24 protein-coding genes are annotated in these 25,436 nt (G+C 73.7%); 13 read left to right on the plus strand and 11 right to left on the minus strand.

Going from position 1 to position 25,436, the window contains the following annotated elements:
- Nucleotides 1–342 precede the first annotated feature (342 nt).
- Nucleotides 343–1,104 carry a sulfite exporter TauE/SafE family protein gene (locus LG943_RS16255; protein ID WP_270073131.1) on the plus strand — a complete coding sequence of 254 codons (762 nt, stop codon included), beginning with the start codon at nt 343–345 and terminating at the stop codon, nt 1,102–1,104.
- Between the two features lie 18 nt (nt 1,105–1,122).
- On the opposite strand, the gene LG943_RS16260 is transcribed toward LG943_RS16255, so the two are convergent.
- Nucleotides 1,123–1,749 (minus strand): HD domain-containing protein, encoded by a 627-nt coding sequence (locus tag LG943_RS16260; RefSeq protein ID WP_270073132.1) that lies wholly within the window; start codon nt 1,747–1,749, stop codon nt 1,123–1,125.
- A 132-nt stretch (nt 1,750–1,881) separates the two neighbouring features.
- On the opposite strand from LG943_RS16260, the gene LG943_RS16265 reads away from it, so the two are divergent.
- Nucleotides 1,882–3,243, plus strand: coding sequence for an FAD-dependent oxidoreductase (locus LG943_RS16265; RefSeq protein ID WP_270073133.1), 1,362 nt, complete (start codon nt 1,882–1,884; stop codon nt 3,241–3,243).
- Between the two features lie 79 nt (nt 3,244–3,322).
- Here LG943_RS16265 and LG943_RS16270 read toward each other — a convergent pair whose 3' ends face one another.
- The 3 genes from LG943_RS16270 to LG943_RS16280 form a co-directional block, all read right to left on the minus strand.
- Nucleotides 3,323–4,111, minus strand: coding sequence for a hypothetical protein (locus LG943_RS16270; protein WP_270073134.1), 789 nt, complete (start codon nt 4,109–4,111; stop codon nt 3,323–3,325).
- A gap of 118 nt (nt 4,112–4,229) precedes the next feature.
- Nucleotides 4,230–5,072, minus strand: coding sequence for an alpha/beta hydrolase family protein (locus tag LG943_RS16275; protein ID WP_270073191.1), 843 nt, complete (start codon nt 5,070–5,072; stop codon nt 4,230–4,232).
- Nucleotides 5,073–5,265: 193 nt separating this feature from the next.
- Nucleotides 5,266–5,832: a TetR/AcrR family transcriptional regulator gene (locus LG943_RS16280; protein WP_270073192.1), complete on the minus strand. Its 567-nt coding sequence runs from the start codon at nt 5,830–5,832 to the stop codon at nt 5,266–5,268.
- A 401-nt stretch (nt 5,833–6,233) separates the two neighbouring features.
- Between LG943_RS16280 and add the strand changes: the two genes are divergently transcribed.
- Entirely contained in the window at nt 6,234–7,274 is a 1,041-nt protein-coding gene (gene add, locus LG943_RS16285; RefSeq protein WP_270073135.1) for an adenosine deaminase, read from the plus strand.
- Nucleotides 7,275–7,380: 106 nt separating this feature from the next.
- Here the strand turns inward: add and LG943_RS16290 are convergent, their stop codons facing one another.
- Nucleotides 7,381–8,631, minus strand: coding sequence for a CapA family protein (locus LG943_RS16290; protein ID WP_270073136.1), 1,251 nt, complete (start codon nt 8,629–8,631; stop codon nt 7,381–7,383).
- Nucleotides 8,632–8,943: 312 nt separating this feature from the next.
- Here LG943_RS16290 and LG943_RS16295 point away from each other — a divergent pair, with 312 nt between their 5' ends.
- The 4 genes from LG943_RS16295 (at nt 8,944) to LG943_RS16310 (ending at nt 13,245) form a co-directional block, all read left to right on the plus strand.
- Complete coding sequence (locus LG943_RS16295) at nt 8,944–9,405, plus strand: Fur family transcriptional regulator (RefSeq protein WP_270073137.1); 462 nt, start codon at nt 8,944–8,946, stop codon at nt 9,403–9,405.
- 94 nt (nt 9,406–9,499) lie between these two features.
- A complete protein-coding gene (locus LG943_RS16300; protein WP_270073138.1) occupies nt 9,500–10,948 on the plus strand; it encodes a catalase in 1,449 nt (482 codons plus the stop codon).
- 688 nt (nt 10,949–11,636) lie between these two features.
- Nucleotides 11,637–12,728, plus strand: coding sequence for a chaplin (locus LG943_RS16305; RefSeq protein ID WP_270073139.1), 1,092 nt, complete (start codon nt 11,637–11,639; stop codon nt 12,726–12,728).
- 130 nt (nt 12,729–12,858) lie between these two features.
- The gene (locus tag LG943_RS16310; protein ID WP_270073140.1) at nt 12,859–13,245 is read left to right on the plus strand and encodes a hypothetical protein; all 387 of its coding nucleotides are present in this window, start codon (nt 12,859–12,861) and stop codon (nt 13,243–13,245) included.
- Nucleotides 13,246–13,320: 75 nt separating this feature from the next.
- On the opposite strand, the gene LG943_RS16315 is transcribed toward LG943_RS16310, so the two are convergent.
- Complete coding sequence (locus LG943_RS16315) at nt 13,321–13,884, minus strand: TetR family transcriptional regulator (RefSeq protein WP_270073141.1); 564 nt, start codon at nt 13,882–13,884, stop codon at nt 13,321–13,323.
- A gap of 112 nt (nt 13,885–13,996) precedes the next feature.
- Here LG943_RS16315 and LG943_RS16320 point away from each other — a divergent pair, with 112 nt between their 5' ends.
- Both LG943_RS16320 and LG943_RS16325 read left to right on the plus strand, forming a co-directional pair.
- Nucleotides 13,997–14,953: an alpha/beta hydrolase gene (locus LG943_RS16320; protein ID WP_270073142.1), complete on the plus strand. Its 957-nt coding sequence runs from the start codon at nt 13,997–13,999 to the stop codon at nt 14,951–14,953.
- Nucleotides 14,954–14,975: 22 nt separating this feature from the next.
- On the plus strand, nt 14,976–15,917 hold the full coding sequence (locus tag LG943_RS16325; protein ID WP_270073143.1) for an SDR family NAD(P)-dependent oxidoreductase: 942 nt from the start codon (nt 14,976–14,978) through the stop codon (nt 15,915–15,917).
- Nucleotides 15,918–16,144: 227 nt separating this feature from the next.
- On the opposite strand, the gene LG943_RS16330 is transcribed toward LG943_RS16325, so the two are convergent.
- Nucleotides 16,145–17,650, minus strand: coding sequence for an aldehyde dehydrogenase family protein (locus LG943_RS16330; protein ID WP_408648600.1), 1,506 nt, complete (start codon nt 17,648–17,650; stop codon nt 16,145–16,147).
- Nucleotides 17,651–18,214: 564 nt separating this feature from the next.
- On the opposite strand from LG943_RS16330, the gene LG943_RS16335 reads away from it, so the two are divergent.
- Together LG943_RS16335 and LG943_RS16340 are read left to right on the plus strand one after the other, a co-directional pair.
- Entirely contained in the window at nt 18,215–18,535 is a 321-nt protein-coding gene (locus LG943_RS16335) for a hypothetical protein (protein WP_270073145.1), read from the plus strand.
- Nucleotides 18,536–18,743: 208 nt separating this feature from the next.
- Nucleotides 18,744–19,388 carry a class II aldolase/adducin family protein gene (locus tag LG943_RS16340; protein WP_270073146.1) on the plus strand — a complete coding sequence of 215 codons (645 nt, stop codon included), beginning with the start codon at nt 18,744–18,746 and terminating at the stop codon, nt 19,386–19,388.
- Nucleotides 19,389–19,445: 57 nt separating this feature from the next.
- On the opposite strand, the gene LG943_RS16345 is transcribed toward LG943_RS16340, so the two are convergent.
- The 4 genes from LG943_RS16345 to LG943_RS16360 all read right to left on the minus strand — a co-directional run bounded on the left by LG943_RS16345 (nt 19,446) and on the right by LG943_RS16360 (nt 23,818).
- A complete protein-coding gene (locus LG943_RS16345; RefSeq protein ID WP_270073147.1) occupies nt 19,446–19,808 on the minus strand; it encodes a fluoride efflux transporter FluC in 363 nt (120 codons plus the stop codon).
- Entirely contained in the window at nt 19,805–20,257 is a 453-nt protein-coding gene (locus tag LG943_RS16350; RefSeq protein WP_270073148.1) for a fluoride efflux transporter FluC, read from the minus strand. The genes LG943_RS16345 and LG943_RS16350 overlap by 4 nt, the downstream gene beginning before the upstream one ends.
- Nucleotides 20,258–20,531: 274 nt before the next feature.
- Nucleotides 20,532–21,299 carry an alpha/beta fold hydrolase gene (locus LG943_RS16355; RefSeq protein ID WP_270073149.1) on the minus strand — a complete coding sequence of 256 codons (768 nt, stop codon included), beginning with the start codon at nt 21,297–21,299 and terminating at the stop codon, nt 20,532–20,534.
- Between the two features lie 203 nt (nt 21,300–21,502).
- Nucleotides 21,503–23,818 (minus strand): transglycosylase domain-containing protein, encoded by a 2,316-nt coding sequence (locus LG943_RS16360; RefSeq protein ID WP_270073150.1) that lies wholly within the window; start codon nt 23,816–23,818, stop codon nt 21,503–21,505.
- Nucleotides 23,819–24,167: 349 nt separating this feature from the next.
- Here LG943_RS16360 and LG943_RS16365 point away from each other — a divergent pair, with 349 nt between their 5' ends.
- Nucleotides 24,168–24,818, plus strand: coding sequence for a ClpP family protease (locus LG943_RS16365; RefSeq protein WP_270073193.1), 651 nt, complete (start codon nt 24,168–24,170; stop codon nt 24,816–24,818).
- Nucleotides 24,815–25,426, plus strand: a complete 612-nt coding sequence (locus LG943_RS16370) for an ATP-dependent Clp protease proteolytic subunit (RefSeq protein WP_270073151.1) — start codon at nt 24,815–24,817, stop codon at nt 25,424–25,426. Before LG943_RS16365 ends, LG943_RS16370 begins: the two co-directional genes overlap by 4 nt.
- Nucleotides 25,427–25,436: the final 10 nt, after the last annotated feature.

Raw genomic sequence — 25,436 nt, forward strand, 5'->3', positions numbered from 1 at the left:
TCGTTCCTCACCGCTGAGGACGAAACTACGGACCGGCGCAGATCACCGACAGGCCCCATTGGGTTCATTTCTGATATAGCCCGAGTGAGCTATAGCCAAAGAGACGGTAAGTAATCTACCAGGTGCGGAGAGTAGTCGATTGCGTCCTGGTGGCCAGGGGGCGGTCGACCGGTCGATTCCCTGCGGTGCGTAGACTGTATGCATCGCCATCGTGATCGGGCCAGGTCATCGACCACGCGCGGCGGGCGCGACCGCATGCCCGCCCGGCACGGCGCAACCCCGGATCCCCCCACCGGGGCCCCGCCGTGCCCGGCCCGTCCCCGCCACCGACGAAGGGTGCCCATGAGTGTCTGGGAGGCGCTCGCCATTCTGCTGGCGGGCATCGGAGCCGGCGGCATCAACGCCGTCGTGGGCTCGGGGACCCTCTTCACCTTCCCCGTGCTGCTCGCCCTGGGCTATCCCCCGGTGACCGCGTCGATCTCCAACAGCGTGGGCCTGTCGCCGGGCGCGATCACCGGCGCCATCGGCTACCGCCGCGAACTCAAGGGGCAGGGCCGCCGCGCGGCGCGGCTGGCCGTGATGTCGTGCGCGGGCGCCATCACCGGCGGGGTGCTGCTGCTCAACCTGCCCTCGGAGGTCTTCGAGCTGGTCGTGCCGGTCCTCATCACGCTGGCCTGCGTGCTGATCATCGTGCAGCCGCGGATCTCGGCGTGGGTGCGCTCGCGCCGGGGCGCCGAGCACCGCGGCCGGGGGCCGCTGCTGCCGCTGGGGGTCTACGGCGCCGGGGTCTACGGCGGCTACTTCGCCGCCGCCCAGGGGATCGTGCTCATCAGCGTCCTGGGCACCGCGCTGGACGAGGACGTGCAGCGCATCAACGCGATCAAGAACGTGCTGACCTCGGTGGTGAACGCCACCGCCGCGGTGTTCTACACGGTCTTCGCCCAGCCGGAGTGGCCGGTGGTGGGGTTGATCGCGGCGGGGTCGGTGCTGGGCGGCTACGTCGGCGCCCGGCTGGGCCGCCGGCTCAAGCCGTTCGTGCTGCGCGGGCTGATCGTCACCGTGGGCCTGATGGCCGTGGTCCACCTGGTGATCGAGCAGTTCTGACCCGGGCGCCCGACCGGGTCACCCGGTGGCCAGGTAGCCCCGGCGGTCGGCGTCCTCGATCAGGGCCACCGCGTAGGAGCCCAGCGCCTCGGAGCCCTCGGCGATGATCCTGACCTTCTCCAGCACCTGGGCGCGCGTGACACCGTGGCGCACCCAGGTGCCGCCCTCGGTGTGCCAGTTGGCCAGCATCGGGGCGAGGCGGTCGATGGCCTTGGCGAAGCGGGCCTCGGGGGTCTCGCGGGCCTCGAACTCCTCCCACAGGGCGCGGGTGCGCTTGGCCTGGTCCTCGGGCAGCAGCGCGAAGATGCGGTCGGCGGCGGCGCGCTCGCGCTCCAACTGCGAGACGGACTCCTGGGCGTCGTAGACGAAGGTGTCGCCGGCGTCGATCTCGACGATGTCGTGCAGCACGAGCATCTCGACCACGCGGTCGATGTCGGTGCCCTCGGGCGCGTACTCGGCGAACACCCGCGCGGCCAGCGCCAGGTGCCAGGAGTGCTCGGCGTCGTTCTCGCGCCGCGAGCCGTCCACGAGCATGTTGCGCCGCAGGATCCGCTTGAGCTTGTCGGTCTCAAGGTAGAACCGGAGCTGGGACGTGAGCCGTTCGTGGTCGACCCCGTTGGCAAACACCGGTGCCGGTTCCGTCACGTAAGCCGCCCTCCTAGCGCTGTGTTCGTCACTATGTACCAGGGAGATCCCGGCCGCCACGGGGATGATCCCATGCAACGGCGGCAGACTGACGCCGGAGCGTCCGACAAGGGAGGCGGCATGGAGCGGCGAGTGAACGCACGGCCACGACTGATCGTCATCGGAGGCGACGCCGCGGGAATGAGCGCCGCGTCGCAGGCCCGCCGGCTGCGAGGGCCCGAGGAGCTGGACATCCTCGCCTTCGAGCGGGGCCGCCACACATCGTACTCGGCGTGCGGGATCCCGTACCTGGTCGCCAAGACCGTATCGAGTGCCGAGGACCTCGTGGCGCGCGACCCCGACACTTTCCGCCGCGAGCACGCCGTGGACGTGCGCACGGAGACCGAGGTGGTGGGCATCGACCTGGACCGCCGCTCGGTCACCGCGCGCGGACCCGCCGGCGAGGAGGTCGAGGAGCGCTTCGACGACCTGGTGATCGCCACCGGCGCGGTGCCGGTGCGCCCCGCCCTGCCCGGGATCGACGCCGAGGGCGTGTTCGGGGTGCAGACCCTGGCCGACGGGATCGCGGTGCGCTCCTACGTGGACGAGGCGCGGCCCTCCTGCGCCGTGGTCGTGGGCGGCGGCTACATCGGGCTGGAGATGGCCGAGGCGTTCATCGAGCGGGGCCTGCGCGTGCACCTGGTCGAGGCGGCGGCCGAGCCCATGGGCACCCTCGACCCCGACATGGGCGCCATGGTGCGCACCGCCCTCACCGGCCTGGGCGTGGAGGTGCACATGGGCGAGCCCGCCACCGGGCTGCGCACCGAGGGCGGCCGGGTGCGCGCGGTGGCCACCGAGAAGGGGGAGTACCCCGCCGACATCGTGGTGCTGGGGCTGGGCGTGCGGCCCAACAGCGCCCTGGCGCGCGCGGCCGGGCTGGAGATCGGCCCCACCGGCGGGATCGCGGTCGACGCGCGCATGCGCACCTCGGCCGAGGGCGTCTGGGCGGCGGGGGACTGCGTGGAGTCCTTCCACCGGATCTCGCACCGGCCGGTGTCGATCGCGCTGGGCACCCACGCCAACAAGCAGGGCCGGGTGGCCGGGACCAACATCGGCGGCGGCTACGCCCGCTTCGGCGGGGTGCTGGGCACCGCCATCAGCAAGGTGTGCGGGCTGGAGGTGGCGCGCACCGGGCTCAACGAGGCCGAGGCGCGCGCGGCCGGGTTCGAGTACGAGGCGGAGACGCTGGCCTCCACCACCCGCGCGGGCTACTACCCCGGCGCGGCGACGATGACGACCAAGATCCTGGCCGAGCGGCGCACGCGGCGGCTGCTGGGCGCCCAGATCGTGGGCTGGGAGAACGCCGGAAAGCGGATCGACACCGTCGCCGCCGCGCTGTGGGGCGGCATGGCGGTGGAGGACCTGGCCGGCATGGACCTCGGCTACGCCCCGCCGTTCTCGCCGGTGTGGGACCCGGTGCAGATCACCGCCCGCAAGCTGGCCGAGCGGATGTGAAGGCGCGGGTGAGGCCGTAGACGGGTGGGCGGCGTGGCGGCGAGGTGGCGCCCGGCTACCCGCCCGCTGTCTTCCCCGCCTACCGGCCGACGACCTCCTCCAGGTACGCCACGGCGGCCCGCGCCGCGTCCTCCTGGTGGGCGGGCGGGTCCGGGAGCGCGTCGCGCAGGGCCGCGTACAGCTCCACGCACCGCAGGACGGCCCGCCCCAGCAGGGCGGGGTCGTAGCCGGGGGCGGTCTCGACCAGCGCGGGCACGAGGCCGGGCAGCGCCAGTTCGGCCTTGCGCACCCCGCGCGGCTCCAGCCCGCGCGCGGCCCCGGCCAGCGGCACCAGCACCCGCGCCCGCAGGAATGCCAGGAACTCCACCACCTCGAACAGCTCACCCCGGCCGAGCTTGGTCGCCGCGTAGTGCACCCAGATCCAGAACCGGTCCTCGATCCACTGGGGGTCCACCTCCGGCGGCGCGGCGGGGGCGGCGGCCAGCGCCCGCGACAGCGCGCCGTCGCGCTCCCACACCACCCGGGGGTCCTCGATCCGGTCGGCGAGTTCGTCGGCGCGCAGGAACTTGAGGTCGACGTGCAGCAGCGGGTCGGCGTAGAGGCAGATGAGCACCCGGGGCTCGCCGACGTGCTCGCCGGTGAACGCGGCCAGCAGCCGCCCCCATGACGCGGCGATCTCCCTGCGGGCGGCCATGACCGCCTCGTGGTGCTCGTCGGCGACGACGACCACGAGGTCGAGGTCGGAGTAGGCGTCCACGGCGCCGGACAGCAGCGAGCCGCCCGCGCCCAGCCCGGTGAAACGGGGGTCGGCGCGCACCCGGGCCTCGATCCGGGCCAGGGTGGCGGCGTGCTCACGGGGCAGGTCCACGAAAGCCCTCCTCAGCGGGGCGGCGGCGGCAAAGTCTTGCAATGTACAACGCCGCTGAGGAGGGCGGCAACGCGTCGTGCCGCACACTCGGCGCCGTCGGCGCCGGCCCCGCCGGGGCCTAGCCCAGCCGCACGGTCTCCTCGGCCGCCGAGCCGGTGGGGCTGAGGTGGGTGTGGAACCACTCCACCAGCGCGCGGTCGGCCAGCACGCCGCCGGGCTCGGGCGGGCCGGGCTGGAGGCCGGGCTCGGGGCCCATGGTGTGGGCGAGGTCGGGCACCACGATGTGCCGCAGCGCCTGCGGGATGTAGCCGGTGGCCAGGGCGTCGTGCAGGGCGCGGGTGCGCTCGGGCGGCATGACGTCGTCCTGGCCGCCGCTGACGATCAGCAGCGGCGGCTGGGGGCGGCGCGCGCAGATCTCGGCGGCGCGGGCGGTGAAGTCGAGCCAGGCGGCCACGCCGCGCGAGGTGTCGGTCCAGGCGTAGTCCACCCCCAGGCGGCGCTCGCGGGCGGCCAGCACCGGGCGGGGGTCCACGATCGGGTTGACCAGGCCGGCGGCGCCCACCGGCACGCGGTTGTCGGCGAGGGCCAGCAGCGCGGCCGCGCCGCCCGCGCCCACGCCCAGGAGGCCGGCGGGGGTGTCGCCCACGGGGTGGAGTTCGCGCAGGCCGGCCACCGCGCGGGGGAGTTCGGCGGCGGCCTTCTCGACCACCGGGCCGAACAGTTCGATGAGGTAGTCGTCGTGGCCGCGCCGGTTGACCTCGGCGATCCCGCCCTCGGGCAGCCGGGCGCCGAACATGGGCAGGCCCAGGTAGAACCGCCAGGCGGGCAGGGAGGCCAGCGGCAGGGTGCCGGCCAGCGCAATCTCGCTGCGCGGCGGCTCGAACGCGTGGAGCGCCACCACCATGGGAGCGTCGGCCACGGGCAGCGCCGGGGGCACGGCCAGGTAGGGGATTCCGGCCACCGTGCCGGTGGTGGGGTGGGCGGTGGCGAGCGGGGCGGTGGCGGACTGGGCGGTGCTGTCGGCGGGTCTTGGGGCGGTGCTGTCGGCGGGCACTTGAGGGTCTCCTCCCGTGTGCGGTTGCCGCGCGCCGGAACGCGGGGCCGGGCGGCCGCCGCGCCGGTGCCCGGACCGTGGAGGGGTGCGGGCGGTGGCCTCAGCCGAAGTGGTGGCCGAGGTAGGTGCGCAGCAGCAGCTTGGTCTCCTCGATGAGGCGGGGCTCGCCGTCGGGGTCGAGGCGGAACGCGAGCTTGAGCACCGCGTCGGCGGCCTCGACGGCCACGACGACGGCGCGGTCCAGTTGCTCGCACTCGTGCGCGCCGCCGTGGGCGGTGAGCAACTGGCGCAGCCGGGTGGCGATCACCCGGTTGTTCTCGGTGCCGGAGTCCAGCAGCCGCTCGTCCACGACGTCGCCGAAGTGCAGGCTCCGGAACCCCGGGACGGTGCGGTGCATGTCAAGGTACTCGTCGATGATGACATCGGCGGCGTGCGTCCAGTGCTCGCGGTCCTCCTCGGCGAGTCGCTCGGTCACGCGCGCGGTGAACTGGTCGAGGTAGCGCAGGCCCAGCGCCTGGGTGATGGCCTTCTTGTCGGGGAAGAACTGGTAGACCGAGCCGATCGCCACACCCGCCCGCTCGGCGATCCGGGTGGTCGACAGCTCGCTGTAGCCGCCCTCGTCGAGGAGTTCGGCGCAGGCGTCCAGCATCCGCTGCACCCGCACCATGCTGCGGTGCTGGGCGGGCAGCCGGCGCAGCGGCGCGTAGGCCAGCGACGGCTCCACCGCGCCCACGCGGCTGCGCTGGTCGGCGGCCCCGGTGTCGTCCCCCGACTTGGCCTGCCGCGCGCCCGCCCTGGGCAGGGTTGAAGCGGTTGAGCTGCCAGAAGTTGTCGTCATCACGCCCCCTATGATGTGCTTCCGCGTTCAAACGGTTCCCATTGAATTCCTGCTGAGCCGGCGCTGATCGGCGGCTGTCCGGATATGGCCAGTCGCGTACGGCGGGTAACTGCGCAGCCGGAGCGCGCGGGGGCACGGCGCTCTGGAAGCATGGTCAATCAGACGAATCAACGTCAAATGCCGGGGCCGCGCCTTGGCGCGCGGGGGGCCGCCTGCGTAGCGTCGCCGCCATGGATCTGACCACCACCCCATCCGGCCTCGACACCGAGGCGTTCATCCGCGCCCTGCCCAAGGTCGAGCTGCACGTCCACCTGGAGGGCTCGATGCGGCCGGAGCTGCTGCTGCGGCTCGCGCGCAAGCACGAGGTGGCGACCCTGCCGGGCACCCTGGAGGAGGTGCGCGACTGGTACGCCTTCCGCGACTTCCCGCACTTCGTGGACGTCTACCTGGCCTCGGTGCACACCCTGGTGGACGAGGAGGACTTCGCCCTGCTGGCCGCCGACGTGGCCGCCCGGCTGGCCGCGCAGAACGTGCGCTACGCCGAGGTCCACGTCAGCCTCTACGGCCACCTGATGCGCGGGGTGCCCGCGCGGACGGTGTTCGCGGGCATCGAGCGCGGCCGAATCGAGGCCGAGCGCGAGCACGGGATCCGGCTGCGCTGGATCCCCGACTACCCCAGCGACTACGGCCCCGAGGTCGCCGAGCAGACCCTGGAGGCGGTGCTGGCCGAGGGGCCCGAGAGCGTGGTGGGGTTCGGCGTGGGCGGGATCGAGGCGCCCTTCGCGCCGGTGGCCCACCTGTTCGCCCGCGCGCGGGCGGCCGGGCTGCACAGCCTGCCCCACGCCGGCGAGCACGGCGGGCCCGAGCGGGTCCGCGAGGCGCTGGACCTGCTGGGCGCCGAGCGCATCGGGCACGGGATCGACGCCATGCGCGACGCCGACCTGGTGGCCCGGCTGGTGGCGGAGCGGGTGCCCCTGGACGTCTCGCCCACCTCCAACCTGCGCACCGGCGCGATCGCCGCCATCGGCGACCACCCCCTGCCGCGCATGGTGGAGGCGGGGCTGGTGGTCACCCTCAACAGCGACGACCCCACCATGTTCGGCACCGACCTCACCAACGAGTACCGCACGGCGGCCCGGCTGGGCCTGGACGCCTCGGCGCTGGCGGCGCTGGCGCGCAACGGGGTGGCCGCGTCGTACCTGGAGGAGTCGGCGAAGCGGGAGCTGACGGCGGAGATCGACGCGGTGCTGGCGGAGCACGCCGGCTCCTAGGCGGTGCGGCGGGTGGGCGGCTCGGGCGGGCGGTCGTCGGGCCGCCCGCCGCCCCCGTCGCGGTCCCCCGCCCGGGAAGATTCCCTCCGCCCCGGGAACCGGTCGCCTACCCGGCCTCGACCGCGTCGTCGGTCCCCTCCGTCGCGCCGCCCTCCGGCGCCGGGGCGAGGTCCAGGCCGCCGCACTCCGCGCGCAGCCCCTCCCAGGCGGCCAGGGCGTCCTTGGCCTCCGCGCCCTCGTAGGGCACGGGCACGCCGCCCTCGATCCGGGCGGGGGTCCAGGTGTCCCCGACCGCGCGGCCGTCCTCGAACTCCAGGGTGAGCACGCCGGTCTCGGCGGTGGCGTCCGCGTAGTTGTAGAACGCGAAGTTGCCCAGGCCGTAGTGGACGTAGGCGCCGCCCGTGTAGCCGCCGGGGGACAGGACGTGGGCGTGGCCGCCGACGACCGCGTCGGCGCCCGCCTCCACCAGCGCACGCGCCAGTTCGGGGGCGTGCGGCAGCGGGCAGTGCTCGCCCTCCAGGCCCCAGTGCAGGTAGACCACCACGACGTCGGCCTCCTTCGCCGCCGCCGCGACCGCGTCCACCAGGCGGGCGCGCTGCTCGTACTTCGCCGACGCCAGACCGGGCCGGGTGTCGGTGGCGGTCCACTCGGCGATCAGGTGCTCGTCCAGGACGTCGCTGGCGCCGATCACCGCGACGGTTCCGGCGCCGGTCTCGACCAGATGCGGGGCGTACGCCTCCGCCGCGTTGTGCCCGGCGCCGACCAGGGGGAACCCGGCGGCCTCGGCCTCGGCCAGGGTGTCGGCCAGGCCCTCGGCCCCGAAGTCCATGCCGTGGTTGTTGGCCAGCGACGCGACGTCGACGCCCGCCGAGGCCAGCGCGGTGAAGGCGGTGGCGGGCGCGCGGAACGCGTACTCCTTGCCCGGCGCCCGGGTGCCGCCCTCGGTGACGGCGGTCTCCAGGTTGACCACGGCCACGTCGGCGGCCGAGAGGGTGTCGGCGATGGAGGGCCCCAGCGCCGTCTCGGGGTCGGCGGCCAGGCGCTGGGCCAGTTCGCCCTCGAAGTGGACGTCGCCGCCCACGGCGACGGTGATCCGGCCCGGGTCGGCGGAGGGCGAGCCCGAGGCCGGGGGCGAGGAGCTGGGCGGGGGCGCGTCGCGCCCGGCGGCCTGGTCGCCGCCGCCCGACCCGTCGCCGCCCTGCCCGCCGGAGGAGGAGCAGGAGGTGGCCAGCGCGGCGGCGGCGAAGGCCGCGCCCGCGCGCAGGACGACGCGCCGGGTGGCCGGCCGGGCGGTCGGTCTGACGGGCGGCCGCGCGGACGGCGGGGCTGTCGGCCGGGCGGGGGAGGGTCGGTCCATGGTCGCTCCAGGGGGATGGGCGGCCAGGGGCCGCCGCGTGGGGTCGTCGCGGAGCGGGCGCGACCGGCACGGCCGGTTCCCGGTGCACGGGAGCGGCCACGGCGAGGATACGTCGGCGTCCCGCCGCGCCACAGGCGTGTTATGAAAAGGTGCGCTTACGATGCGTCGCCCCGCCGGTGCCGCCGGTGGCGGCGGCTCCCGCGCGGCCCGTCCGGCGGGCCGGAAAACTCCTGGTGAAGCCTTGCCCAACGCCCCCGACTGGAATCACTCGTTTTCTTGAATCATTCCAGTCTGTGTCGTAGAGTGATCACCATGGACAACGTCGCCGATGATCTCCGATCGGCCGGACTCCGGGTCACCGCGGCACGGGTGGCCATCCTGGAGCAGGTCCGGTCCGGCAACCACCTCGACGCCGAACGCATCGCGCGCGGCGTGCGGGGTGCGGTCGGCCACGTCTCGACCCAGGCCGTCTACGACGGGCTGCACGCGCTCACCAGAGCCGGCCTCCTGCGGCGCATCGAGCCGGCGGGTTCGCCCGCGCGGTTCGAGGCCCGGGTCGGGGACAACCACCACCACCTGGTCTGCCGCTCCTGCGGCGAGGTCAGCGACATCGACTGCGTGGTCGGCGAGGCCCCGTGCGTGGAGCCCTCGCAGACCCACGGCTTCGTGGTCGAGGAAGCCGAAGTGGTGTTCTGGGGCGTCTGTCCGCAATGCCAGGAGCACGGCGCGCCTCCCGACCGCCCGCCCGCGCGGCGGGCGCACGGCGCGTCCTGATTCCACCCGCCCCCCGCCCGAGGCGGCACGGTGCGGCCCCTCGGCCATGCGCCGATCCCGAGGCAGCTTTGAGCATTCTTGAAAGGTGCGAGCAGTGAGCGTTCCCTACAGCACGGACGACGCCGGCCACCCGGCGCCCAGCGATGGTTTGTCGCAGTCGGTCGGCCCCAACGGGCCGCTGCTGCTCCAGGACCACTTCCTCATCCAGAAGATGGCCCACTTCAACCGCGAGCGCGTGCCCGAGCGCGTCGTGCACGCCAAGGGCGGCGGCGCCTTCGGCGAGATGGAGATCACCGAGGACGTCAGCGCCTACACCAAGGCCGACCTCTTCCAGAAGGGCAAGAAGACCCCGCTGCTGCTGCGCTTCTCCACCGTGGCCGGCGAGCTGGGCAGCGCCGACACCGCGCGCGACCCCCGCGGGTTCGCCCTGAAGTTCTACACCGAGCACGGCAACTACGACATCGTCGGCAACAACACGCCGATCTTCTTCATCCGCGACCCCTCGAAGTTCTCCGACTTCATCCACTCGCAGAAGCGCCGCGCCGACAACCAGTTGCGCGACAACAACATGCAGTGGGACTTCTGGACGCTGAACCCGGAGTCGGCGCACCAGGTGTCGTTCCTGATGACCGACCGCGGCACCCCCAAGAGCTGGCGCCACATGCACGGCTTCGGCAGCCACACCTTCATGTGGTACAACGCCAACGGCGAGAAGTTCTGGGTCAAGTACCACTTCAAGACCGAGCAGGGCATCGAGAACCTCACCGCCGGCGAGGCCAAGGCCATCGAGGCCGAGGACCCCGACGCCCACCGCCGCGACCTGTGGCAGGCGATCGAGCGCGGCGACTACCCCTCCTGGACCGTCAACGTCCAGATCATGCCGTTCGAGGACGCCGTCGACTACCGGTTCAACCCGTTCGACCTCACCAAGGTGTGGCCGCACAGCGACTACCCGGAGATCACGATCGGCCGGTTCACCCTGAACCGCAACCCCTCGAACTACTTCGCCGAGATCGAGCAGGCCGGCTTCGAGCCCTCCAACCTGGTCCCGGGTATCAGCGGCAGCCCCGACAAGATGCTCCAGGGGCGGCTGTTCTCCTACCCCGACGCCCACCGGTACCGCATCGGCCCGAACTACCTCCAGTTGCCGGTCAACCAGCCCAAGGTCGAGGTCCGCAGCTACAACTTCGACGGCCCGATGGCCTACCGCAACGGCGTGGACCCGGTCTACGCGCCCAACACCGTGGGCGGCCCCGCCGCGGCGGTCGACCTCTACGAGGCCGAGGGCTACCAGGTCTCCGGCGAGATCGTGCGCTCGGCCTACGAGTTGCACAAGGAGGACGACGACTTCGGCCAGCCCCGCGCCCTGTGGGAGAACGTCCTGTCGGAGCCCGAGCGCGCCAACATGGTGAGCAACATCGTCGGCCACGCCTCGGCCCCCGAGGTCACCGCCGACATGAAGAAGCGCGTCGTGGAGTACTGGACCAACGTCCACCCCGACCTCGGCGCCGGCGTGGCCAAGGGCCTGGGCGTGGAGTCCTGACGCCCTGACCGGCTGATCGCCTGCCCCCGGCACCCTGCTCGGCGCCGCGCGCGCTGAGCCCGGCCGCCCGCCCCGGGCGCGGACCCTCGGTCCGCGCCCGGGGCTTTTCCGTACAGGGAGAGAAGGGGGAGACGCGCCGGCGTGAGGGCGGGGCGAGTGGCTGGAGGTGCGCCCCGCCACGCCGGGTGATCGGCGGATTTCGCTCGTGACCTTTTTGTTGCTCACCAGGCGTAAGGCCCTGATTCCCCGCATTCGGCGGGCATGGGCGAAAGAGCCACGTTGTCTTGTCCTGTTTGGCGAAAAATGTCGGGCTTATGGGAGCCGGAAGGCTGGCGCGCGTGCGTCAACAGGGATCACGGAGCGTGTCGTTCGGCCAGTCCCCGCCCCTGTTGGTATGGGTGGATTTTTTGCAAAACGCCTGACAGGAAGGCCAAAGCTGCTAGCGTGACTCACGAGCGGCAAGGTGACACGCTCGTGGGGGACCCCGGTGTCCCGACGAGTCGATCTTTCCGCCGCCCCACGGCCGCCGCCCGCGAACGGGCGCCGACAGGCCGCCGGGTCGGTGCCGCCTGAAGCACCATCCTCTGCCCGCGGGCCGCGCCGTGCCGCACTGCGCCCGCCCGTGGTGACGCTTCGACACAGATCGAACGCCCAACGTGTTCGCGTCCGCGAAAGGTCACGCCGAAATATGCGCAAGCAGTACACCTATCTGACCGCCTCCCTGCTGACCGCGGGGCTCCTCAGCGCAGCGCCCGCCGCCGCCTTCGCCAGTCCCCAGACCGACGGGTCGGGCGGGGTCGGCAGCGGCAACCAGGTCAACGTCCCCGCCGACATCCGCGCGCAGTTGTGCGGCAACGCGCTGGCGGTGCTGGGGATCTCCCAGGCCGACTGCGACCGCGTCTCCGAGGTCCTCTACGCCGCCAGCGGCGCGGGGCAGGAGGACGGCCCCAGCACCGACGGGTCGGGCGGGATCGCCAGCGGCAACCAGATCAACATCCCCGTCGACGTCGCGCTGGACGTCTGCGGCAACTCCGCCGCCATCGGCGGGATCGCCAAGGCCGACTGCGTCACCGTGGTGGAGAAGCTGGCCGAGGAGTCCGAGGACGGCCCCAGCACCGACGGGTCGGGCGGGATCGCCAGCGGCAACCAGATCAACATCCCCGTCGACGTCGCGGTCAACGTCTGCGGCAACTCCATCGCCGTGCTGGGCGCCTCCAGCGCCGAGTGCACCACCATCGTCAACGCCATCGAGGAGGAGTCCGCCGAGTCCTCCGGAGACGACGCGCCCACCACCGACGGGTCGGGCGGGGTCGCCAGCGGCAACCAGGTGAACATCCCGGTCGAGGCTGCGGTCGACATCTGCGGGAACGCGGTGTCGGTGCTGGGCATCGCCGAAGCGGACTGCGTCGAGAAGATCTCCGACGGCGACCCCGGCAAGCCCGGTGACGGCGGCGACGGAGAGCAGCCGCCCGGCGACGACGACGAGCAGCGCGGCGAGGAGGAGGACCCCGAGGGTGAGGACCCCAAGCCTTCGGCCGAGCCCTCGCCGTCCCCCTCGACCGGCGGCACGGCCACGCCCGACGACCAGGCCGCGCCCGCGCCCGGCGACGACACCGGCGCCGCCGGCGGCCTTCCCCTGACCGGCCCCGCGCTGGGCGGCCTGGTGGCCGCGGCCGTGGCCGCGATCGGCGGCGGCGCCGGCGCGATGTACCTGTCGCGCCGCCGCCGGGCCGCCGCCGGCCCGGCCGAGGACACCGCCGGGACCGCTGACCAGGACTGATTCCCGTCGGCACCACCGCTTCCGCGCCGCGCCGCCCCGGACCCCATGCCGGGGCGGCGCGGCGCGCGGCGCGGACGCGTAGGATCTCCGCCAGTTCTGTCCGTTCATGTGGAGCCCACCCATGGCGTCTGTGGCATCTGACGAACACCGCATCGTGGCCCGCTACACCGAACGCGACGAAGAGGTCCGCGCCGCGTTCTCCGCCTACACCGGGGGTGGTTTCGGGCGACGGGTGGTCGGCGTGACCGATCACCGGCTCATCCTGGTCAAGAGCGGCTACTGGTCGATCACGGACAAGGGGCTGCTGTGGGCCGACCCGCTGGACCGGGTCGCGCTCAAGGGCGGTTACGAGGTCTGGCTGACGAGCGGCGTCAACACCGGCAACGCCTACGTGACGGTCCGCCGGGCCGATGGGAGCACGCTCAGGCTCAACCCGCGCAGCGGTTTCGTCGGCCGGACCGATTCGGCCGCCGCCAACATCGCGAAACTGTATTCGCTGGTCCCCGGCCGCTTCTGACCGTGCCGCACCCGTGCGGCCGGGAACCACCCGCTCGCGCGTCGCGGTGTCACCCGGAGGACGCGCACCGGCGGGCTAGGCCGACAGGAGGGCCCGCACCGCGTCGTGGACGAGGCGGTGGCGGGTTTCCGGGGATGTCGGGCCGATGACGCCGGCGAGCTCGTCGGGGGTGGACGCCCACACGGCGGCTGTGTGGAGGACCAGGGCGAGGAGCACGCCGGGCGGGTAGTGGGTGGTCAGTCTGCCTTCCCGCTGGGCGGCGGCGATCTGGTCGACCTTGGTCTGGTTGCTGCGGACGGCGGCCTCGACCAGGGCCGAGTCGCCGCGTTCGAGGCGGTGCCAGGTGCTGAGCCGGAGGATGTCGGGGTGCTCGTCGTACCCCCGGGCGAGTTTCACGGCGTAGCCGGGCAGGTCGTCGACGTCGAGCGGGATACCGGTCACCACCTGCTCCACGATCCCGGTGAACACGGCGTCGAACAGGCCGTCCTTGTTGCCGAAGTAGTGGTAGATCTGCGCCTTGTTGCTGTTCGCCTCGGCGGCGATGCGGTCCACGCGCGCTCCGGCGATGCCGTAGGCGGCGAACTCCCGGCGGGCCGCGGCGAGCAGGCGGGCCCGGGTGGCCTCGGCGTCTCTGATCATGCCGTCGAGCGTATCAACTAACCGGTTATTTGACGGATTTGGACGTGCGACCTACAGTCGGCGCGAGTCCAGTCAACTAAACGGTTAGAAACTTCGCTCCGAGGAGCAGCCCATGCCCCGCAACGACCCCGTGATCGACCGCCGTGCCGCGCGGCGGGCGCGCATGTTCCAGGCGGTGTTCCCGCTGATGCACCGCCTCATGTACGCGTCACCGAAGGTGCGGTTCGCCACCCGGCCCATCGCGCGGCCGACGACGGTCCGCATCCCCACCCGCCACGGCGACCTGCGCACGATCGTCTACGCCCCCACCGCCGCCGACATCGCCGCCCAGAAGGACGCCGGGCACCTGCCGCCCGTGCACCTGATCACGCACGGCGGCGCGTTCATCATCCGGGTGCCCGAGCAGGAGGACAACGTGGCCCGCTACCTCGCCAGCGAGGTCGGCTGCTACGTGGTGATCCCCGACTACGACACCGCTCCGGCGGTGCGGTTCCCGGTCTCGGAGGAGGAGAGCTACGACGCCTACCGGTGGGTGCGCGAGCACGGCGCGCGGATGGGGTGGGACGGCGACCGGGTCACGGTCGGCGGCGCCAGCGCGGGCGGCAAGCTCGCCCTCAACGTGGCGCTGACGGCGATCGACGAGGGCTACCCCGTTCCGCTCGCGGTGTCCAGCGAGTACGGAGTCGCCGACATGTCGCGCCCCGACTCGACCCGCACCAGCGCGAAGCGGAACCCCGTGGTCGCGCCGAGCCTCATGCGCCTGGTCCGCGCGACCTACTTCAAGGACGCGCCGCTCGACACGCCGCTCGCCTCGCCCGCGCTGCACCCGCGCCTCGCCGAACTTCCCCCCACCCTCATCGAGACCGCCGAGTTCGACACGCTCAGGCACGAGTCCAACGCCCTTGCCGCCGACCTCGCCGCGAAGGGCGTGCGGGTCACCCACCGTGAGTTCGCCGGTGTCGACCACGGCTTCACCCACACCGAGCCCGCCGGGACCGCCCGGGAAGCCATCACCCTCCTCGGCGACCACCTGGCCGCCGCCTTCGCCGGCGCGCTCCGCGCCCGCTGACCCATCCCGGAAAGGGACCACCGTGACCGTCTGGCTCGTCACCGGAAGCTCCCGCGGCCTCGGCCGCGCCGTCGTCCACGCCGCCCTCGATCGCGGCGACCGCGTCGTCGCCACCGCCCGCCGCCCCGGAACCCTCGCCGACCTGGCCGAACGGTATCCCCGCACGCTGCGCGCCATCGCCCACGACGTCACGGACCGCGCGCGGGCGGACGCGGCCGTCGCGCTCGCCCGCGACGCCTTCGGGGGCCTGGACGTGCTGGTCAACAACGCCGGCTACGCCAACGTGGAAGCGGTCGAGGACGCCACCGAGGAGTCGTTCCGCGACCAGGTCGAGACGGTGTTCTTCGGCACCGTCCACACCACCCGCGCGGCGCTGCCCGCCCTGCGCGAGCGCGGCGGCGGCCACGTCATCAACATCAGCTCGGTGGGCGGCCGCCTCGCCACCCCGGGGCTGGCCGCCTACCAGTCGGCCAAGTGGGCCGTCAGCGGATTCAGCCAGGTGCTGGCCCTTGAGGTCGCGCCGCTCGGCGTCAAGGTCACCGCGATCGAGCCTGGTGGCATGGACACCGACTGGGCCGGGTCGTCGATGGCCGTCCCGCCGGTGAGCGAGCCCTATCGGGCCACCGTCGGCGCCGCCGCCGCGATGTACGGCGCCGGCCGCCCGCTCGGCGACACCGCCAAGGTCGCGCGGGTCGTGCTCCGGGTCGCCGACATGGACGAGCCTCCGGTGCGGCTGCTGACCGGCAGCGAGGCGTACACCTACGCCACCGGCGCCGCCCGCGCCCTGCTGGCCAGTGACGAGAGATGGGCGGAGCTGTCCCGCTCGACCGACCGCGACGACGCCACCGACGACGAGCGCGACCCCACGGGTGCGCTGCGGTCCGGCCCGGAGCCGACCGGGCGGCGCGTCAGCACCGAGGACGTCGACGGCGGAGATCGGGACGCCGCCTCCGAACCGCGGTGACGGACCGCCCGCCCGGCCGGTTGCCTGCCTGCCTGCTCGCTCGCCCGCCCGGGTGCTCGCCCGCCCGCCCGGTTGCCCGCCCGCTCGGCCCGGTCATGGACCACCCCGTTCGACGGTGGGGTCGGCACGGCCGGCCGCGCCCGGGCGGGCGCGCCCCGGCGCGGGCGGTGGTGGAGCGTGGTGGCGGGTCGTGGCCGGTAGGACGGCGGACGGGGCCGGTCTCCGGGTCAGTCGAACCAGCGCTGGGGGCGGGGGTCGAGGTTGCGGTAGACGTGCTTGGCCTCGCGGTATTCGTCAAGCCCGGCCTGGCCGAGTTCGCGGCCCACGCCCGAGCGCTTGAACCCGCCCCATTCGGCGGCCGGGAAGTAGGGCCCGTAGTCGTTGATCCACACGGTGCCGTGGCGCAGCGCGGCGGCGACGCGGTCGCCCCGGCCGGGGTCGTTGGTCCACACGGCACCGGCCAGGCCGTAGTCGGTGTCGTTGCCGAGGGCGATCGCCTCGTCCTCGGTGCGGAAGGTCTCGACGGTGACGACCGGGCCGAACACCTCGGTCTGCACGATGTCCATGTCGCCGCGGCAGCCGGTGAAGACGGTGGGCCGGTAGAAGAACCCGGCGGCGAGGTCGGGGTCGTCGGGGCGGCGCCCGCCCGCCGCGAGGTGGGCGCCCTCCTTGACGCCGCGCGCGACGGCGGCCTCGACCTTGGCGCGGTGCTCGGCCGAGACCAGCGGGCCGCACTGCACGCCGGGGTCGGTGCCCCGGCCCAGCCGCACGCCCTCGGCGCGGCGGGCGAGTTCGGCGACGAACGCGTCGTGGATGTCCTCGTGCACGATCAGGCGGGCACCGGCCGAGCACACCTGGCCGGAGTGGAAGAACGCGGCGGCCATGGCGTAATCCACGGCGGTGTCGAGGTCGACGTCGGGGAAGACGATGTTGGGGTTCTTGCCGCCGAGTTCGAGGGCGACCTTCTTCACGGTGGCCGCCGCCGCGGCCATGATGCGCGTGCCGGTGGCCAGGCCGCCGGTGAAGGACACCAGGTCGACGTCGCGGTGCTCGACCATCGCCGCGCCGACCTCGGCGCCGGTGCCCAGCACGAGGTTGGCCACCCCGGCGGGCAGCCCGGCCTCGGCGCACAGTTCGAACAGCTTGCACGTGGTGACGGGGGTGACCTCGCTGGGCTTGACGACCATGGTGTTTCCGGCGGCGATCGCCGGCGCCATCTTCCACGACAGTTGGAGGAGCGGGTAGTTCCAGGGCGTGATCATGGCGCACACGCCCACGGGCTCGTAGACGACCCGGCTGAAGACGCCTTCGGGCGCGGCGATGACGCGTCCGGCGTCCTTGTCGGCCAGCCCGGCGTAGTAGCGGAAGACGGCGGTGACGTCGTCGACGTCGATGCGGCCTTCTTCGAGGGTCTTGCCGGTGTCAAGCGACTCCATCAGCGCGATCTCCTCGCGGTCGCGCTGGAGGAGGTCGGCGACGCGGTGGAGCAGCGCGCCGCGCTCGGCGGCGGGGGTGCGCCGCCAGCCGCCGGAGTCGAAGGCCGCGCGGGCGGCGGCGACGGCGGCGTCGACGTCCTCGGCGCCGGCCTCGCTCACCACGGTGAGCACGGAGGCGTCGTAGGGGTTGACCACCTCGCGGACCCGCCCCTTGGCCGCCGGGCGCCAGGCGCCGTCAACGAAGAGGCTGGTGGCGGCGGAGGAGCCGGGTGCGGCGAGGTAGGAGGTGCTGGGCAGTCGTACGTCGGGTCGGGTCACGAGACGCTTCTCCCCTGGTGAAAAGGCCACAAAACGGTCGGTGCACGTTCTATACGGTTCCGACACACGAAGCTACGGCACGGACGGCGGGCGGCGTCGGCGCTGTCCACAGGGCGGGCCGGTCGCGGTGGACCGCCGGAGGCGTCGGGTCGGTTGGGGCCGCCGGCGCTTGGCAGGGCCGCCGGGGCCGTCGGCCCGCGCGCGACCGCGAGGAGGCACCGCCGGGGACGGCGCGACCCCGCTCTAGCAGATGGCGTTCCCCCTGCCGGGCGCGGCGGCGGGACCGCCGGGGAAGGCGGCCGCCACCGGCCTCACCAGCCTCTTCCGCCCCCGAGAAGCCCCGCCCATCAGCGGACGGAGGCGGGCAATCCGGGTGGCCGGGAACAGGGGTCGATCTGCCCGTTTTGGGGCTGGAGTGATCACAGTGAGCAACTCTGTGAATTCATATGGTGACCGTGTGTGGCCACATCTCTAGGCGGCACCCCCGCCCCCGCTTAATGTCCATCACGTCACTCCACACCGCCGAACGGAAGGCGTACACGCATGCTCAGGAAGACGTCAGCGATCGCCGCGAGCGCGCTGGTCGCGGCCTCGATCCTGGCGGGGGCCGCCCCCGCCGCCGCAGAGACCACCCCCCAGTCGGCTCCGCGAGCCGCATCGGTCCCCGGCTGCGTCGTGACCAGCCTCGACGACAGCGGAACGACCGACTACCTGACCGTGTACAACGACTGCGGCTACGACGTGCGCGTCAAGGTCGTCCTGGCCCACGCGACCGACCTCTCCTGCCAGACGATCTTCAGCGGCACCCACCGGAACTACCAGTGGGTCTGGCCCGGCAGGTTCGACCGCCTCGACGCCTGCTAGCAGCGGACGACACGAGCCCCCGGCCGCCCCGGGCCGGGGGCTCGGCTTCGGACGGCGCGCGGCCGGGCGTGGGGCGGATCTCGCTCCGGCACTGGACAAGACCACCGGGGCTCGGGTTACCGTAGTTTAGGCAAACCTAACCGGGTGCCGCCGTGACCGCCGCCCCATCCCCGGACGCCTCGCCGCTCCGGGAGACTGCCGAGGAACCATGCTGCTGGAGCAAGAACGCCGCGACGTGTGCCTGACCGCCCGCCGCCTCGCCGATGCCGGGCTGGCGCAGCACGAGGGCGGCAGTGTCAGCGTCCGCAGCGGCGAATGGGTGGCCGTCACCCCGGCCGGGATCCCGCTGGACCGCGTGGAGCCCGCCGACTGCCCGGTGCTCTCCGTCGACGCCGGAGTGCTGGAGGGCCGCCGCGAGCCCTCCGCCGAGACCATCCTGCACACCGCCGTCTACCGCGCCACCGACGCGGCGGCCGTGGTGCAGGCGCACGGCCACCACGCCGCCGTGGTGTCGGCCGCGCTGGCCGAGCTGCCGCCCGTGCACCACCGCGCCGCCCGCCTGGGCGGGGCGATCCCCGTCACCGACTACGCCACCTACGGCACCGGGCAGCTCTCCGACCACTTGGTCAAGGCCCTCAAGGGCAAGCGCGCCGCGCTGCTGGCCAACCACGGCGGCGTGGCCATCGGCGCCGACGTGGAGGAGGCGCTGGCCAACGCCCGCCTGCTGGAGTGGCTGTGCGGCGTCTACATCGGCGCGCGGGCGCTGGGCGGCCCCCGGATCCTCACCGAGGACGAACTGGCCGCCGTGCGCGACCGCGACACCTACGACTGGGGCGGTCCCGACATCTTCTGACACAGGCACCGTGGTGACGTGGTGGTTCGCCGCCCCGGCCGGTGGAGCGCGGCCGCGTCAGCCGGTGAACGCGGCGCCCGCGGCCAGGCCCGCCGTCAGTGCCGCCAGGCCCACCGCGATCGACACCGCCGCGTTGGCCAGCGCGAGCAGGCGGCGCCCCGCGCGCAGCAGGGCGAACGTCTCGTAGCCGAACGCGGAGTAGGTGGACAGCCCGCCGAGCACACCGGTCGCCACCAGCGCCGACGCCCACGCGGGCAGGGTGAGCGCGGTGACCGCGCCCAGCAGCAGGCACGCCGCGGCGTTGACGGTGAGCGTGCCCCACGGAAGCGCCGAGCCGGTCGCCCGGCCCACGAACGTGTCGGTGAGGTAGCGCAGCGGAGCGCCGATCGCGGCGCCCAGCGCGGCCAGCAGGACGGTCACGTCCGCCTCCCGGAGCCTCCGGCCGCCGACGGGCGGCCCCACAGCCGCTCGGCCGCCGCCGCACCCGCCCACACCGCCGCCAGCCCGCCCAGCAGCGTCGCCGCGAGGTAGCCCAGTGCCACGGGCACGGCCCCGGCGACCGCCATCGCCAGCGCGTCGGCGGTGTGGGTGGAGAACGTGGTGAACCCGCCCAGCACGCCCGCGCCGAGGAAGGGCCGCAGCAGGCGGGTGCGCGGGCGGCGCAGGGCGAGGACGGTCATCAGCGCGCCCATGAGCAGGCAGCCGGTCCAGTTGACGGCCAGCGTGGACCACGCCCAGGCGCCGGGTTCGTGCGCCATCAGCAGGTCGACCGCCGCGCGCGCCCCGCCGCCGATCGCCCCGCCCGCCGCCACCGCGCCGACCTCGGCCCACGGCACACCCCCGGCGGCGGGCTCGGAGGCGGCGGGCATGGTGTCTCCCCTCGGCGGCGGATCGGGGCGGACGATCGGACGGGGGGCTCGGACGGGTGGGTGGCCGGCGGCTCGACCGGCCATCGGGCCGGCGAGGTGGCCGGTGGGCCGGACGGGAGCGGCGGACCCGGCGGGCCGGACCGGCGGTTCGGACGGCGGGCGGCTTCGCCGCGCCCGCGCCGGGACCCGGAAACGCGGGGCCGGACCCGGGGCCGAGCCCGGCACGCCGTGGCGATCATAGTCCCCGCCCGGGCGGCCGCCGCAGGGCGGCGGGTCAGCGCGCGACGTGCGCCATCAGCAGTTCGTTGACGCGGTCGGCGCGCTCGATGCCCACGAGGTGGGCGGCGCCCGTCACCGACGCGAACCGGGCGGAGGGCAGCGCCGCCGCCAGGCGCCGACCGTGGCCGGGCGGCAGCAGCGGGTCGTGCGCGGCGGCCACCACCAGGGCGGGCGCGCGGACGCGGTCCAGCAGGCCGCGCTGGTCGGCGCCCGCGACCGCCGCGCACCAGCCGGAGAACCCGGCGGGGTCGATCCGGGCGAAGTCGTCGGCCAGGCGCGTGACCACGTCGGGGCGGTCCTCGGCGAAGGCGGGCGTGAACCAGGGGCGCATGACGTCGTCGGCCACCCCCGCCATCCCGCTGTCGCGGGTGCGGGCCGCGATCGCCGCCCAGGGCTGGGTGCGCGGCACGACGGCGGCCCCGGCCAGGTAGGCGAGGCGCCGGACGCGCTCGGGCCGGGCCGCCGCGATCCAGGTGGCCAGCAGCCCGCCGAGTCCGGCGGCGACGACGGACAGCCGGTCCAGCCCGCACTCGTCCAGCAGGGCGAGCACGTCGGCGCCGAGGTCGTCGAGCCGATAGTCGCCGGGCGGGGCGGGCGAGGAGCCGTGGCCCCGGTGGTTGACCCGCAGCACCCGCAGCACGCGGGTGAGTTCCGGCATCTGGGGTTCCCACAGTGTCCACCGCACGCCCGGCGGTGCCAGCAGCAGCACAGCGGGGGCGTGCCGAGGCCCGTCAAAGCGGTAGTGGAGGGGAACGACGGCCATGCGCGACCTCCTGGAAGTTCGGGGCCAGCGTAGCGGTCACGGCGGTCCGCACCAGGGCTTTTGCCGTGACCCGAACCCCGCGGCCAGGGGTGCGGGGCACCGAGGTGGGCGGGAGGTGGAGGCCCGGCCGCCCACCCCGAAAACCGATGTCCGGCGACCTCGGCCTCCGCCGCGCCTCAGCGCCAACCGGCCTTGGACCCGGCTCAGCGGCCGCGACTGAGGAAGACGTTCACCTTGGCGCCCTCCGGCAGATGCGACCCCGTGGGCGGGTTGGTCGAGGCGACGCGGCCCTCGGCGGTGTCGGAGGGCACGGTCACCTCCCCGACGACGGGGCGCAGTCCGGTGTCCTCCAGGGCGGCGGCGGCCTCCTCGGGCTCCTGGCCGATCACGTCGGGGATCTCGGCGGACTCCTCGGCGGGGGCTTCCGGGTCTTCCGCCTCCGCCTTCTGCTCCGCCTCCTGGGGCCGCCGGGCGTCCTCCCCGCCCTCGAAGCCCTTCGGCGGGCGCGGGAACCGGCTCTTGGGCATGTCCTCGACCGCCTTCTCCATGGTCTCCTGCCAGATGGGGCCGGGCAGGGTGCCCCCGTAGACGGTCGAGTGGTACTGCCCGCCGATCACCACGCCGCGCAGCGGGTGCCGGGTGGCGCCGCGCGGGTCGCCCAGGGCCACGGCGCCCGCCAGGTCGGGGGTGAACCCGGCGAACCACGCGGCGGCGGCGTTGTCGGTGGTGCCGGTCTTGCCCGCCACCGGGCGGTCGATGGCCAGCCCCTCGGCGGTGCCGCCGGACGCGAAGGGCTGGCGCAGCACGTGGGCGGTGGCGTCGGCGACGTCGCGCGGCAGCACGCGGGCGCAGACGGGCGCCAGCCGGTCGGTGCCCACGCCGTCGGAGATCGCGCTGACCGGGCGCGGCTCGCAGCGCACCCCGCGCGCCGCGAACACCGCGTAGGCGCCGGCCACCGCCAGCGGCGAGACCTCCTGGTCGCCCAGGGTGAGGGAGTTCCACTCCGCCAGCGGCTCGCCGTCGGCGCGCTCCACGCCCAGGGTGCGCGCCATCTCGGCGGTCTCGCACAGTCCGACCTCCTTCTGGAGTTGGGCGAAGTAGGTGTTGACCGAGTGCCGGGTGCCCGACAGCATGTCGTGCTTGCCGGAGGTGGAGTCGCCGTGGTTGCGCACGTGCCAGGTCGGCAGCTTCTCCCCCGAGCACTTGCGCATGCCCTTGACGGTGGCGTTGCGGGGGGAGTCGAAGGAGGTCGTGAACCCCATGCCCGCCTTCAGCGCGGCGGCGATGGTGAACGCCTTGAACGTGGATCCGGCCTGGAACCCCGAGGAGCCGCCGTAGGCGGCGTCCACCGCGAAGTTCACCGAGGTCGTGCCCGGCTTGTCGGCCTCGAACCCGTACTCGCGGTTCTGCGCCATGGCGCGGATGCCGCCGGTGGCCGGGTCGACCAGCACGTTCACCGCGACCTTGCCCGAGGGGTCGGTGGGCGGCACGAAGTCCTCCACGGCGGTCTGGGCGGCCTCCTGCATGCGCACGTCCAGGGTGGTGTGGATGGTCAGGCCGCCCCGGCGGATCCACTGGGCGCGCTCGCGCTCGCTGTCGCCCAGGCCCGGGTGCGCCTCGACCCACGACAGCACGTGGGCGCAGAAGAAGGGGTAGTCGCTGGTGTGGCAGCCGGGCGGGGTGGGCGGCGGGGACAGGTCCAGGCCGAGGTCGCGGCGCTGGGCCGCGCGCGCCTCCTGCTCGCTCACGGCGCCGGTGCGGGCCATGCTGTCCAGGACGGTGTCGCGGCGGTCGCGCGCCTCCTCGGGCCGGGTGAGGGGGTCGTAGAGCGCCGGACCCTTGACCAGGCCCGCCAGCAGCGCGGCCTGCTCCAGGCGCAGGTCCTTGGCCGACACCGAGAAGTAGCGCCGGGCGGCGCCCTCGACCCCGTAGACGCTGTTGCCGAAGTAGGAGATGTTCAGGTAGCCCTCCAGGATGTCCCGCTTGGACATCCGCTCCTCGGCGCCGAGGGCATAGCGCAGTTCGCGGACCTTCCTGCTCAGGGTGACCTCGCGCGCGGCGGCGGCCTCCTTGGCGGTGCCCGCCGACTCCACCAGCACGTTCTTGACGTACTGCTGGGTGAGCGTGGAGCCGCCCTGGGTGCTGCCCTGCGCGGTGCGCACGGCGGCGCGGAACACCGAGCGGAAGTCCACCCCGCTGTGCTCGTGGAACCGCTCGTCCTCGATGGCCACGATCGCGTCGACCATCACCGGCGCGATGTCCTCGATCGGCACCGGGTCGCGCCGCTTGTCGCCGATCTCGGCGATGGTGGTGCCGTTGACGTCCACCAGCCGCGTGGGCTGGGCCGGGCGCAGCCGGTGGATGTCGGCGGGCAGGTTCAGGAACCCGCTGGCGCCGTCGCGCACGGTGAGCGCGAGCCCGCCGACGAGCGGCAGCACCATGACGGCGACGAGGACCCCGGCTATGGCGGCGAGGTAGGCCATCCGCACAGCGGACGACGACCAGAACGACTTGTCCATCCGATGATGCCCTCAGCAGACAGGCGCGGGCGCGGCGGCCCCTGACGCGGAAAACGGCACTCCGGGCACTACACAACGAAACAGCCCAATAACGCACCGCCATTGCGAATCTAGGAGAAAGCACCCAAACAGCCGGTCAACGCGGCATCAGAACGGGTTATGGCTTCGCGGGTCTGCCCTGAGCAGATCTCCGACCGGCAGAATCGCTCGCCCCCGGCCCCCTCCGGCGCCCAGGCTGGGGATCGACCGGCCCGGCCGGCGCCGGATCGGGCGGCGCCGGCGGGCCGCACCCCGAGGAGGAGATGTGTTCACAACGGCTTTGGGCACCGGGCCGCGCCCGGCGCGGGCCATGGCGCAGGCCGCCGAGGCGGCCGCCGCGCCCTTCGAGGACCAGATCGCCCACCGGCTGCTGCACGGGCGCATGGTGGTGCTGGGCGCGCAGGTGGACGACGCGATCGCCAACCGAATCTGCGGGCAACTGCTGCTGCTGTCGGAGGAGGACCCCAAGCGCGACATCACGCTGATCATCAACAGCCCGGGCGGCTCGGTCACCGCCGGCATGGCGGTCTACGACACCATGCGGTTCATCCCCAACGACGTGGCGACGCTGGTGATGGGCTTCGCCGGCAGCATGGGCCAGTTCCTGCTGTGCACGGGCACCCGGGGCAAGCGCTTCGCCCTGCCCAACTCCCGCATCATGATGCACCAGCCCTCCGGCGGCATGGGCGGCACGGCCGCCGACATCGCGATCCAGGCGGAGAACCTCGCCTACACCAAGCGCCGGCTCCAGGAGCTGACCGCCGAGCACACCGGCCAGCCGGTGGAGCGCATCGCCGAGGACCAGCGGCGCGACCGGTGGTTCACCGCCGAGGAGGCCCGCGAGTACGGGTTCGTGGACCGGGTGGTGGAGAGCGTCGCCGAACTGGGCGGCGACACCGCCGACCGGTTCGGGTTCGGCACCCCCGCCGGTGTCGGCGCGGCGGGAGGGGAGCGGGCATGAGCCAGTACACCGTCCCCTACGTGGTGGAGCGCACGCCCACCGGGGAGCGCTCCTACGACGTCTTCAGCCGGCTGCTGTCGGAGCGCATCGTCTTCCTGGGCACCGCGATCGACGACGGGGTCGCCAACGTGGTCATGGCGCAACTGCTGCACCTGGACCACGAGAACAGCGACCGCGACATCCACCTCTACATCAACTCGCCGGGCGGCTCGACCTCGGCGCTGACGGCCATCTACGACACCATGCAGTTCGTGCGCGCCGACGTGGCCACCGTGTGCATGGGCCAGGCGGCCTCGGCGGCGGCGGTCCTGCTGGCGGCGGGCGCGCCGGGCAAGCGCATGGCCCTGCGCCACTCGCGGGTGCTGCTGCACCAGCCCTCCAGCGAGGGCCAGGGCGAGGCCGCCGACCTGGAGATCCACGCGGCCGAGGTGCTGCGGGTGCGCGCGGAGATCGAGGAGATCCTGTCCCAGCACACCGGGCAGAGCGTTGAGCGCCTGCGGGAGGACACCGACCGGGACAAGATCTTCACCGCTGAGCAGGCCAAGGAGTACGGCCTGGTCGACGGCCTGGTCACCAGCAGGGAGCTGCCCCGCGCGGCGGCGGCCTGAGACCGGGGTC

Source organism: Streptomonospora mangrovi, from assembly GCF_027604915.1.
Taxonomy (GTDB): Bacteria; Actinomycetota; Actinomycetes; order Streptosporangiales; family Streptosporangiaceae; genus Streptomonospora; species Streptomonospora mangrovi.